A 12,062-nucleotide genomic window follows, 5' to 3' on the forward strand; every position below is an offset into this window, starting at 1 on the left:
CAAATTCCGTCTGGGGTGAAAGCCGCGGGATCGTCCGGTTTTAAAAGAAAGGATCTTAGATCTGTATATGATCTTTCTGTTAGATCTCTTATTAGGATCCCGCTTTTCTGTGGATATGTGTCAGAAGCACCTCAGAAACAACAGGATAGAGAGGATCACTACCTGTGAGTGATCGGTGATCCTGATCCGTATAAGCTGGGATCAAAATGGACTGTTATCCACAGCTCAAAAATCGTTCTCCCGTTGTTATCTGGATAACTACCGGTTATACGCAACAAAACAGGGTAGTTATCCACAAAATAAAAGGAGGGAAAAGGATAAAATCAGCATCTTCCACTGGGGATCGTGACTATTTCGCGATCCCCAGCCCCCTTCAGATCTCGTTTTTCCAGCTTTCCAGCCAGGCTTCTGCGGGATCTTCAGGAATCTCATGCTCCAGCACGTCGATCTCAAGGCGATCGCCGATCTGACGGGCACCCTGAGCAATTAACAGCGCTGTAATCTGGCGGATCGCGCCACAAAAGAGATCATATTCATGATTGCCGAGCCCGACAGCACCAAACCGCACCTGCGAGAGATCGGGTTTGCTTTCCGTGATGGCCTCGAACAGGGGCAGAAGGTTGTCAGGAATATCACCAGCACCGTGGGTTGAGCAGACCACCAGCCAGATACCCTCGTGCGGCACCTCATCCAGCGCCGGACCATGCAGCATCTGGGTTGAGAAGCCCGCTTCCTGTAATTTTTCTTCGAGATGTTCAGCCACATACTCTGCGCTACCCAGAGTACTGCCACTGATTAAGGTAATATCGGCCATCTTGCTCTCCCGGACATTAAGGCGAGCATTGTACGCTGTGATCAAGCGGTGATCCACCTGTGGACAACAGGGTTAATAGATCAGAAGAAGCGAATGCAGCTGTTGTCAGCCGCCACATTCGTCAGGGATAAGATTATGCACAAGGAAAAGAGGATCAGGGCTTGATGGTGCGCATGATCGGGTTTTGCAGGGAGATCAGCGTTTCTGTGGACTGAATTTCATCGATGGTCTGGATCTTATTGATCAGGACCTGCTGCAGGGCGTCAATTGAGCGGCACATCACTTTAATAAAAATGCTGTAGTGGCCGGTGGTGTACCAGGCTTCAACCACTTCATCCAGCGCATCCAGCTTGCTCAGCGCCGCCGGATAGTCACGCGCGCTCTTAAGGATAATGCCAATAAAGCAGCAGACATCAAACCCCAGCTGGCGCGGATCGATATCAACCCGTGTTCCCAGGATGATGCCCGCCTGCTTCATTTTTTCCACGCGCACATGAATGGTGCCCGGGCTGACATTAAACTGTTTTGCCAGCTCGGCGTAAGCGGTGCGCGCATTATCCAGCAGGGCATTCAGAATGCCGCGATCCAGGTTATCGAGCTGCAGATGTTCGGCCATGGCCATCCTCGTTATGGGTCTGCTTAAGTAAACAACGGTGAATGTGCAGCAAAATAACGGTTCAGGCAACTCCCGGCAGCGACGGGCGCCGCTGCCGGTTCACTTAGCGTTTGCGCCAGACAGTGACCTGCGCCAGCGTATGCTGGAACTTGCGGGCCGTTTCGCGGATCACAAACGGTTTATCCTGCGGTTCATCGACCAGGTCGAAGTCGGCCGCCAGCAGACGTTGCAGTGCCTGCAGCGTCGTCAGTGCCTCACCGTTCTCACGTACACCGCCCAGCCAGTTCTCTTTCGGTGTGAAATCTTCCAGCCAGGTATAAGGGGATGAGAGCAGCAGAATACCGCCCTGACGCAGCATCGGCGTGACATCACGCAGGAAGCGCGCAGGCTGGCGCAGACGATCAATCAGGTTGGAGGCAAGTACCAGGTCGTAACGGCCAGGCTGAGGTTTGAGGTTACAGGCATCCCCCTGAACAAACTGAATCCGCTGCGCCAGTTCGCTCTCCAGTGCGAAATCTTTCAGGCGAACCTGACGATACTCCACCAGGTCGCCTTCCTGTGGCAGCAGATAACGGAAGTCTTCGCCGCTGGCCAGCTGCAGCGCCACATCAATGAAGCGCGCCGAGTAGTCCATCCCGGTGACGCGTTCAAAGTGGCGAGCCAGCTCAAAACTGGCGCGTCCGGTGGCACAGCCGATATCAAGGGCTTCGCCACGTGCTGTTGTGTAGTCCAGCGCCAGCTTCACCAGACTTTCGGCATAGTTGTCCACACCGAAATAGCGCGGGCCATACTGGAAGTCGAGGTACTGCGACACCATCGCGTCAGATTCATACGGGTTCGGCGCCATCGTCTCCAGATGGCTGGAAACCACGTAGCGGAAACCGGCATGCTGGAAGAAGTGGCGGCGGAACGCATAGCGGGCTGATTTCAGCGCTTCGTTGCCGGTCGAGATCCAGCTGCCGCCTTTGATCAGCGAATGTTTGCCATCAAAGGTCGGAGTGGAGAAATCATCGTACAGCGGGTGAACGTTGAAGCCTTCAAAGCCATTGGTCGGCGTAGTCGTCCACTGCCAGACGTTACCGACGATATCGAAGAACTCGCCCTGGGCGAAGAGGTCGACCGGCGAGGAGGAAGCCCAGTACGCCAGGTTGATGTTGCCCGGCGCCCGATCCCAGTCTGGCTGATCGCCCGCGACCTGTTCGCGTAGCTGAGCCCACTCCGCTTCACAGGGGAGCTGAACACTCATGCCGGTCTGATTCGCTTTCCAGCGGCAGAAGGCCGCCGCTTCCAGCTGATTGACCTCGGCAGGCCAGTCCCATGGCATCGCGACCTCTTCACACATCAGACGCAGTTTAAGCTGATCGGGCATCGCAGGCGTGCCGACCCAGAAGGTGGGCATTTCTGCTTTGGCAAACTGACACCAGCCCCAGCCTTCGTCATCCCACCAGCGGGCATCCTGATAACCGCCAGCCTCAACGAACGCCAGAAATTCCGCGTTGCTGACCAGCATTTTGCTCGCCTGGAACGGCTGCAGCGTAACCTGCTGGCGGCCATATTCGACATCCCAGCCGTAGGTGTCGTCGGTTTTCCCCAGCGTAAGGGTGCCACCGGGCATCGGCAGCAGGGTATTGGCCGGAACAGCCTCGCGCTGGTGGCGTGCCATCGGGCATGCCGGCCACGCGGCCTGTGGTCTGACCCACTCAACGGGTAGCTGGCGGATAAGCACGCTGGAGGTTTCCAGATGAATACGCTCATGCTCAATCCCCATCAGGATCACCCATGCCGGGCTCTCCCAGCTGAGTGGCAGCGTGATCGGCATGGTCTGGATCAGATCGCTGACCAGCGCTTTAACGCGCCCGCGGTATGCACGGACTTCCTCAATGGTCGGCCAGTCATAGTGGCTGTCGTTGAGATCATCCCAGCTCATCTCATCAACACCAATCGCCATCATCGCTTCGATGCGATCGTCCAGACGCGCATCAATAAGACGTCCGGCCATCAGCTTATTAATGTAAAAGGTAGCGGTGTGGCCAAAATAGAAGATCAATGGATGGCGCAGCGGAATGGCTTTCGTAAACCAGGCCTTTGAATCGGCCAGACAGGTGAACAGACTTTCATACTGTTCCCAGGTCTGATGAAAATAGGCCAGCAACTCGGCACGTTTTTGTTCTATGTTCTGGCCGGAGAGCAATAACGTCCGCGTCGGGGCAGGCAAATCGCGGTGAGGTTGAGCAAGCGTCACAGGAAGCTCCAGATTGCTGAGTAATTAAAACGGTAATTTACTATAGCAAAGAAGTTTTTCTGTCAGATGACTTAACGGCGCCAGTGCCGCAGCAGACGGCTTTTCATGCCGGTATCGAAGCGCCAGATATGGTCGAAGATGCGCAGAATGCCTGGTTTTCCGTGGGCCGACATCGCCACGGCGTGAAAACGTTGCTGATTATGTCGCTGACGCTTTTTGATTGCCCCGATCACCTCTTCCGGCAGACGCTGGGCAATAAAATCGGAGACGATCACCGCATCAGCTTCCTGCCACAGTGCGCCTTCCATGCGGGTAACAACAGAAGAGAGGCAGGCCGCCAGATCGGTGCCGCCGCGAAAGCGCTGACTGAGAAAGCGAATCGCCTGCTCCAGCCCATCATCTCCGGTCAGCTCATAGCCAATCACCTCATGAGCAAACAGCATAATGTAGCAGCGACGGCGATCGGCCAGCGCGACCTTCAGCAGGGCCAGGCAAAACGCTTTGGCACAACGCTCATTAAAGCCTCCCATCGACCCGGAGGTATCAACACAGACGATGAATGGCCCGCGCGGCTGCTCTTCATGTTGCTGGTGGCTGGCCGGGCGCATCGTCACCTTTTCATGCCAGGCATCGCCCTGCAGCTTGTAGGTCAGCAGTCGTTTCTCGACCAGCCGCCGATAAAATTCCAGCTCCAGTTCGCTGATGCTCAGCGCCGCTAACTCCGGCGGCAACAGACGCAGTACGTCATCGCTCTGATGAATGCCGCTGACCTCTTCCGGCACGGACGCAGGCTCCTGCACCAGATGGTGAAAAGCTTCCATCGGGGCATCCTGCGACGGCACCGATTTTGCCTCGCGGCTGCGACCCAGCTGCTGGGCCAGTTTCAGCAGCTCCGGCTGCTGAGCCAGAAAGTCACCATATTGCAGCATCAACTGATAGTCGCCAGGCTGCAGTGACGCTTTACTCATGTCCCACAACCGACCCGCGGCAGCTTCATCATCGTCGCCCAGAATCGGTGCCAGCTGGCCGCTCAGTGCCATGCGCTGCTGCAGTTCCGCCAGCAGACGTTCGCGCTGCTGTTCCAGCAACTGCTGATTCAGCGTCAGCGTCTGTAAGGTCAGGCTCAGCCGCCAGCGCTGCAGAAAAAGTTGGTGCTGCGCGCTGCTGAGATGAGCGATATCGGTATGTTGCAGCAGCCGGTTAGCTTCATCCAGAAAGGGGGACGGCAGGCTTTCAAGTGCCTGAAGTGTGGCATTCAGCTGGTGGCTGAAGTCACGATCGCTGAGAAGTTGTACCCGCTGGAACAGCTGAAACTCTTCGGCCAGCGTGGCCGGAACCGGTGTGGCTTTGAGATCGGCTGTGATTTCGGCTCGCCAGCGCGGTATATCGCGCAGCAGCGCTTTCTTCAGCCCGGGAAACTTTTCAAAAAACAGCGCAAGCTGGGGCGACGCCAGCAGAGCAATGATCAGCTCTTCAATCAGTTCGGTTTCCCCCACTGAGAGCAGTGTGCTGAGCGTCTCCACTGAGATCATTTACGCGCCTGTTTCAGCTGTTCCGCCACATCCTGCAGACTGGTTTCAACCCGCGCCAGCCAGTCATCACTGATAAACAGGCAGCGCTGATGCTGACTGAACTGATGTCGCTGCGACCGCAGTTCACTCTCCAGTGCATCCAGCGCGTCGGTGATTTCACCGGGCAGCGGCTCGCTGCTGCTGACGCCTGGCAGTGTCAGGCGCGACGATTGCAGGCTGACATCACGGATAGCCAGACAATGCTGTGCATCCACGTGTAAATCCAGGCTCTGCGCAAAGCCAATCCCATTGAGCCTGCCGCGAACCTCGCCGCCTTTTTGCAGCCACTGATTCAGGGCATCACGCGCGATCACCAGATGACTTACCTGCATGTCATGCAGCATCAGCGGTTTTTGCAGCATCAGCGTCAGTTGCTCATCGGTAAAGCTTTCTGGCAGATCGTAATGGGGTTTGCGGCTGAACATGCCGCTGTGTTTTTCCAGGGTGATTGCCTGCGCGATGCTCTGCTGTTGCTGGAGGGCCATGCGGCGAGCTTTGATCTGCTGCAGTTTCATCAGCATCGGTTGCTGCTGCCAGGCGTGCTGCGTCATTAACAGGTCGATTTCGCGCTCCAGCAGTTGCATGGACGCCACGTCATGCCAGAGACAATCTTTCAGCAGGATCAGGTCTATCGGTGCAATGGTGTTGCGACCGCTATAGAAGGCGCTGGCCTGCAACAGATGAATCGCTTTTTTCCAGCGACGATCGGAAATGTAAGGCGCGGCGGGCTGGCTCTCCAGCTGCTGACGCAGCTGATAAATCAGCTCAAACACCGCATCGGGCAGACTGACCTGGCTGATGCCGAGCTGCCACTGTGCATACTCTTCATCACTGATGCGCAGGGACTCCGCGACCGGATTGGTGTGCTCATCCTGCTGGTGCGTCAGCATGCTGCGGAAGTTCTGTTTCTCATGCACATTATCCAGCCACAGGCGGATCAGCATCCGATCATAGAGCGCTTCAAGACCGCTATCCGCTTCCGGCAGTTCATTGGAGGCGGTGACCAGCAGCCGCATCGGGATGGTCTCTTCGCTGTCGCCATTGCGGAAGCGGCGCTCATTAATAGCTGTCAGCAGCGTATTGAGAATCGCCGGCCCCGCTTTCCAGATCTCATCCAGAAAAACAATCTCGGCGTCGGGCAGATACCCTTTGGTCAGACGCTGATAGCGCCCTTCATCTTTCAGCGCCTGAATGGAGAGCGGACCAAACACCTCTTCCGGTGTGGAGAAACGGGTCATCAGATATTCAAAAGCGCGGGCGTGCTGAAAGGCATATTTGAGGCGACGGGCAATCAGGCTCTTGGCGATGCCTGGCGGTCCCAGCAGGAACACACTTTCACCACTCAGCGCCGCGAGCAGGCAAAGGCGTATGGCATGATGCCGCTCATACAATCCTTTTTCTAACGCATTGCTGAGGCGAGAAATTCTTTCTGCCAAAAGATGGGGTTGAGCCATAATCACTTCACTGTCCTTACGATCGTCGGGCCGCCGCGCTTAAGCAAGCGCTTTACTCTATAGATCATCATGCGTGAAAGCGTTGATAGCTGTCAGCTTTTTTGTTTCAGAAGGTTTGCCTGGATTAAAAGCAACGCTAATTAACGCTTTATCGCCAGAAGTGACCCCGTTACCCTGCCAGCGAGGCGAAGCGGGTATAGGAATTTTCGCTAAACCGTGCATACTGTGCGCTTTTTGATGGCCTGAGCGAGGGGTTTTCGCGCCTCTTAGACTCCAACAAAAGATAACTCTATGAGCTCGGATAATAAGCAGTCACTTCGCGGATTAACGCTGGCCGCCATTGGTGTTGTTTACGGGGATATCGGCACCAGTCCGCTGTATACCTTGCGTGAATGTCTCTCCGGACAGTTTGGCTTCGGCGTTGAGCGGGAAGCGGTGTTTGGCTTTCTGTCGCTGATTTTCTGGCTGCTGGTGCTGGTGGTCTCACTGAAATACATCAGCTATGTGATGCGTGCCGACAACGCCGGTGAAGGCGGGATACTGACACTGATGTCGCTGGCTGGACGCCATACCGGTGCGCGGGCCACGGCAGTACTGGTGATCATGGGCCTGATTGGGGGCAGCTTCTTCTATGGGGAAGTGGTGATCACGCCAGCCATTTCGGTGATGTCCGCTATTGAAGGCCTGGAGATTGCCGCGCCGTCGCTGGATCCTTTTATCGTGCCGATGTCGATTGCGGTGCTGACGCTGCTGTTTGCGATTCAGAAACATGGCACCGGCATGGTGGGCAAACTCTTCGCGCCGGTGATGCTGGTCTGGTTCCTTGTGCTGGCGATCCTTGGGGTCAGCGGCATCATGAAAAATCCGGAAGTGCTGCATGCGCTGAATCCCGCTTATGCGGTCGAATTCTTCGTGCACTATAAATCTGTCTCATTCTTCGCGCTTGGCGCGGTGGTGCTGGCGATTACCGGGGTTGAAGCGCTCTATGCCGATATGGGGCACTTCGGTAAAGTGCCGATTCGACTGGCCTGGTTCTCGGTGGTACTGCCGTCGCTGGCACTGAACTATTTTGGTCAGGGTGCGCTGTTACTCAGCGACCCTAAAGCGATTAAAAACCCCTTCTTCCTGCTGGCGCCGGAATGGGCGCTGATCCCAATGCTGATTCTGGCGACCCTGGCCACCGTTATCGCCTCGCAGGCGGTGATCTCTGGTGTCTTCTCGCTGACGCGTCAGGCGGTGCGACTGGGCTATCTGCCAGGTATGCGCATCATCCACACCTCTGAGCGTGAATCGGGTCAGATTTATATTCCGGTAATCAACTGGGTGCTCTATTTCGCGGTGCTGATTGTGATTATCAGCTTTGAGCATTCAAGTAATCTGGCTGCCGCCTACGGTATTGCGGTGACTGGCACCATGGTGCTGACGGCGATGCTCTCCTGCACCGTGGCGGTTAAAAACTGGCACTGGAACAAGCTGGCGGTTGCCGTCATCCTGGTATCAATGCTCTGCATTGACGTGCCGCTGTTTACCGCCAACCTGGTGAAAATCTTCTCCGGTGGCTGGTTGCCGCTCTGTCTCGGCCTGGTGATGTTTATCATTATGACGACGTGGAAAAGCGAGCGTTTCCGCCTGCTGCGCCGTATGCACGAACATGGCAACTCCCTGGAGGCAATGATCGCGTCACTGGAGAAATCGCCGCCGGTTCGCGTACCGGGCACGGCGGTCTATATGTCACGTGCACTGAATGTGATTCCATTTGCCATGCTGCATAACCTCAAGCATAACAAAGTGTTGCATGAGCGGGTGGTGCTGCTGACGTTGCGAACTGAAGATGCGCCTTACGTGCACAACGTGCGTCGCGTCACTATTGAGCAGCTGTCGCCGACTTTCTGGCGCGTGGTGGCGAGCTACGGCTGGCGCGAAACGCCAAACGTCGAGGAGATTTTCCACCGCTGCGGTCTGGAAGGTCTTAACTGCCGCATGATGGAGACGTCGTTCTTCATGTCACATGAATCGCTGATTATCGGCAAACGTCCGTGGTATCTGCGCCTGCGCGGCAAACTCTTCCTGGCGCTGCAGCGCAATGCGCTCCGTGCGCCAGACCAGTTTGAGATCCCCCCAAACCGGGTGATCGAGCTGGGCACTCAGGTCGAGATTTGATCTGCAGCGTCCGCCTTACGGGGCGGGCGCTGACCAGCGCAGCGTGACGCATAATCCGCCGCCGGATCGCTGGCTGAAGGTGACCTGCATTCCGTGCAACTGGGCAATGTTGCGGACTATCGACAATCCCAGCCCGCTACCACTCTTCTCCTGGCCCGGCGGTCGCCAGAAACGTTCTCCGAGCCGTTGCAGATCCGCTGCACTCAGACCCTCGCCATTATCCTCCACCGACAGGCTGTTTGCCTGCAACCGCACATCAACTTCACTGCCTGCTGGCGTGTAGCGAATGGCGTTATCCAGCAGATTCCGCACCAGCAGTGACAGTAAAAGCGGATGCCCCTGAATCAGCGGATCGGCCTCTGCGAGAAGGCGCAGCGTCACACCGTTTTTGTCCGCCAGAGGCAGCTGTGCGGCGAGCGTCTCCTGCACCGTGCGTTTCAGCGACACAGGTTCGAAGGCGCTGCGCACATCATCGGCTTCAACCCGCGAGAGCGTCAGCAACTGATCCACCAGCCGCGTTGCGCGGACAATCCCGGCATCCAGCTGCTGCAGCGCATGGGTTCGCATGACTTCGTCATCTGCAGTCAGCTGGATCACTTCGCTTTGCACCTGCAGCGCGGCCAGCGGACTGCGCAGTTCATGCGCGGCATCGGAGGTAAAGCGGCGTTCACGCTGCATCATGGCGCTAATGCGGCTGAACAGACCATTGAGCGCGACCATCAGCGGTTGCACCTCTTTTGGCACGCGGTCTGCCTGTAGCGGCGTATCATCATCGGCCGAACGCTGCGCCAGTTGTTTTGCCAGCGTCTTCAGCGGCCGCAGTTCAGACCAGACCAGACCGATAAGCAGAAGCAACATTAAAGGCAGCGCGATTAGCCAGGGCAACATGCTGGCCTTCATCAGATCCCGCGTCATGTCATCGCGGTATTCCGACTCCTGGCCCACCACCACCCGGAACTGCTTATCAGGCGTGGTCAGCCAGACAAATCGCCAGCTATCGTCGTCATTGGTGAGCTGCCCTTCATGAAATCCCTGATGCTCCGCCTCAAACGGCAGATAACGGCCGTTGTCGCCATCATTCATCACCTGCCTGCCGTCACGCGTGAAGACAGCAAAGGCCAGTGCATCATCATCCTGTTCGCCACGATGGTGGCGCAGCATCTCTTTGGTTCTGGGCAGTGTGGTATTGTCCAGCGAGGAGAAATCCAGCGTCAGCAGACGCTTAGCCAGCAGCATCTGCTGGGTATCAAAGAGCTCATCCAGGGTTTCACGCGTCTGATGCCAGGCACTCAGGCTGGCACTGGCCCAGCAGAGGCCGAGCAGCAGCACAAAACCGATGCCCAGCCGCAGAAACAGACTCATTGATCGCATTCGGCGGCCCCCAGCGTATAACCGACGCCATGCAACGTGCGGATAAATGTGCTGCCCAGCTTTTTACGCAGATGATGGATATGCACTTCCACCGCATTGCTGGAGACGTCGGCGTCCCAGCTGTAGAGCTTCTCTTCCAGCTGGCTACGCGTCAGCACCCGGCTTGGATTGCGCATAAAGAGTTCCAGCAGCGCCAGTTCACGACTTTTCAACGCAATCGTCTCACCCTCGCGCATCACACTGTGGCTGCCGGGGATCAGCACCACGTTACCGTGACGGAGTTCGGGCTGCAGCTGGCCGTGACGGCGGCGGATCAGCGCCTGTAAGCGAGCGGCCACTTCGGTTAAGGCAAAAGGCTTGCATAGATAGTCATCAGCGCCCAGCTGCAGGCCTTTGACCCGCTGATCGAGCGCATCGCGGGCGGTCAGTATCAGTACCGGCACATCGTTGCCCTGCTGTCGCCACTCCCGCAGGATATCGAGTCCATCCCGCTCGGGCAGTGAAAGATCCAGAATCACCGCATCCCAGGGTGCGGCCTCCAGCGCGTTAAAGCCGGACTCACCAGACATAAACCAGTCAACGCTAAAGCCCAGCTTACTTAGCCCCGCTTTGATACCGTCGCCAATTAAGCGATCGTCTTCAATCAGTAAAATACGCATCACGTCTCCCTGTTCCGATAGCGCTTTATACGAAGCAACTTCCCTGGTGTACAGCTGATTTCGGCGAAAATCGCTTATTTTTAACGCTTAAGAAGCTGTTAAGAACTCTGTGGTCAACTGGGCGTATTCAAACCGAAAACACCACTGAAAAGAGGTACACCATGAAAAAGCATGCTGCAATTCTGGCCGTCGTTATGCTGGCTTCCGCCCCGGTTTTCGCTGCGCAGCAGGGCGGATTTGTTGATCCCAGCGCGCCAGCCACACAGACACAGTCAGCAGCCGGACAGGGTGGCTTTAGTGCAGACCACACCAGTGTGGTGACCGTGAAGCAGGCTGAAGAGATGAAAGATGACAGCTGGATCACCGTGCGCGGCAAGCTGGAGAAACAGACCGGCAAAGAAGATTATCTGTTCCGCGACCAGACCGGCACCATGAAAGTCGAAATCGACCACAAGCACTGGAACGGCCAGACAATCACGCCCAAAGATAACGTAGAGCTCACGGGCGAACTGGATAAAGATTTCAACAGCATTGAGATGGACGTTAAGCAGGTTAAAAAGCTGCCTTAATCTTTTGCTTCAGGGTCGCATTTGCGGCCCTTTTTTCTGCCCGTTCCCCGCCTTAATGCAAATTTCCCCTCGCGTGAGCGAAACGTTTCGATGGCGATCACAGATTTCTTCTTTGCCCGTTGAGTTGATGGCGCCTTTTCATACACTCCCATCAGCGAAACGTTTCGCTGTGGAGTGAAAAGATGAAAAAAGGTCGCTTGTTAAACGCTGAACTCTCTCATGTGATTGCCCGCCTGGGACACACGGATACGCTGACGATTGCCGATGCAGGCTTGCCGATTCCGGCAGGACCGCAGCGTATCGACTTAGCGCTCACGCCGGGTACGCCCGATTTTATGCAGGTGGTGAATGCTGTCGCACTGGAGATGCAGGTAGAGAGCGCCCTGATCGCGGAAGAGATTAAGCAGCATAATCCGCAACTTCATAGTGCGCTTGTCGCCGTGCTCGAAGCCTTGCAACAGCACCAGGGGAATATCATCACCATCAGCTACACCAGTCATGAACAATTCAAACAACAAACGCAGCGTAGTCAGGCGGTCATTCGCAGCGGAGAGTGTTCTCCGTTTGCGAATGTCATCCTCAGCGCCGGTGTGACCTTCTGAGGCC

10 protein-coding genes are annotated in these 12,062 nt (G+C 56.2%); 3 read left to right on the top strand and 7 right to left on the bottom strand.

The window, feature by feature from the left end:
* Positions 1-373: 373 nt before the first annotated feature.
* From mioC to ravA, 5 genes are all read right to left on the bottom strand, one after another.
* Positions 374-814 carry an FMN-binding protein MioC gene (gene mioC / locus IAI47_RS00305; RefSeq protein WP_008926372.1) on the bottom strand — a complete coding sequence of 147 codons (441 nt, stop codon included), beginning with the start codon at positions 812-814 and terminating at the stop codon, positions 374-376.
* Positions 815-968: 154 nt separating this feature from the next.
* A complete protein-coding gene (asnC, locus tag IAI47_RS00310) occupies positions 969-1,430 on the bottom strand; it encodes a transcriptional regulator AsnC (protein ID WP_003849496.1) in 462 nt (153 codons plus the stop codon).
* A 103-nt stretch (positions 1,431-1,533) separates the two neighbouring features.
* Positions 1,534-3,672, bottom strand: a complete 2,139-nt coding sequence (gene ovoA / locus IAI47_RS00315; protein ID WP_008926371.1) for a 5-histidylcysteine sulfoxide synthase — start codon at positions 3,670-3,672, stop codon at positions 1,534-1,536.
* A 71-nt stretch (positions 3,673-3,743) separates the two neighbouring features.
* On the bottom strand, positions 3,744-5,204 hold the full coding sequence (viaA, locus tag IAI47_RS00320) for an ATPase RavA stimulator ViaA (protein ID WP_008926370.1): 1,461 nt from the start codon (positions 5,202-5,204) through the stop codon (positions 3,744-3,746).
* Entirely contained in the window at positions 5,201-6,697 is a 1,497-nt protein-coding gene (ravA, locus tag IAI47_RS00325) for an ATPase RavA (RefSeq protein ID WP_033743354.1), read from the bottom strand. The genes viaA and ravA overlap by 4 nt, the downstream gene beginning before the upstream one ends.
* 291 nt (positions 6,698-6,988) lie before the next feature.
* On the opposite strand from ravA, the gene kup reads away from it, so the two are divergent.
* On the top strand, positions 6,989-8,857 hold the full coding sequence (gene kup, locus IAI47_RS00330) for a low affinity potassium transporter Kup (protein ID WP_008926368.1): 1,869 nt from the start codon (positions 6,989-6,991) through the stop codon (positions 8,855-8,857).
* Between the two features lie 15 nt (positions 8,858-8,872).
* On the opposite strand, the gene qseC is transcribed toward kup, so the two are convergent.
* Together qseC and qseB are read right to left on the bottom strand one after the other, a co-directional pair.
* A complete protein-coding gene (qseC, locus tag IAI47_RS00335) occupies positions 8,873-10,228 on the bottom strand; it encodes a quorum sensing histidine kinase QseC (protein WP_078805084.1) in 1,356 nt (451 codons plus the stop codon).
* On the bottom strand, positions 10,216-10,887 hold the full coding sequence (gene qseB / locus IAI47_RS00340) for a quorum sensing response regulator transcription factor QseB (protein ID WP_008926366.1): 672 nt from the start codon (positions 10,885-10,887) through the stop codon (positions 10,216-10,218). Before qseB ends, qseC begins: the two co-directional genes overlap by 13 nt.
* A gap of 161 nt (positions 10,888-11,048) precedes the next feature.
* Here qseB and IAI47_RS00345 point away from each other — a divergent pair, with 161 nt between their 5' ends.
* Together IAI47_RS00345 and rbsD are read left to right on the top strand one after the other, a co-directional pair.
* Entirely contained in the window at positions 11,049-11,456 is a 408-nt protein-coding gene (locus IAI47_RS00345; RefSeq protein WP_003849484.1) for a YgiW/YdeI family stress tolerance OB fold protein, read from the top strand.
* A gap of 182 nt (positions 11,457-11,638) precedes the next feature.
* Positions 11,639-12,058: a D-ribose pyranase gene (rbsD, locus tag IAI47_RS00350; RefSeq protein WP_003849483.1), complete on the top strand. Its 420-nt coding sequence runs from the start codon at positions 11,639-11,641 to the stop codon at positions 12,056-12,058.
* The last annotated feature ends 4 nt before the right edge of the window (positions 12,059-12,062 follow it).

Origin of the sequence: Pantoea sp. MT58, from assembly GCF_014495885.1 — a bacterium.
Taxonomy (GTDB): Bacteria; Pseudomonadota; Gammaproteobacteria; order Enterobacterales; family Enterobacteriaceae; genus Pantoea; species Pantoea eucalypti.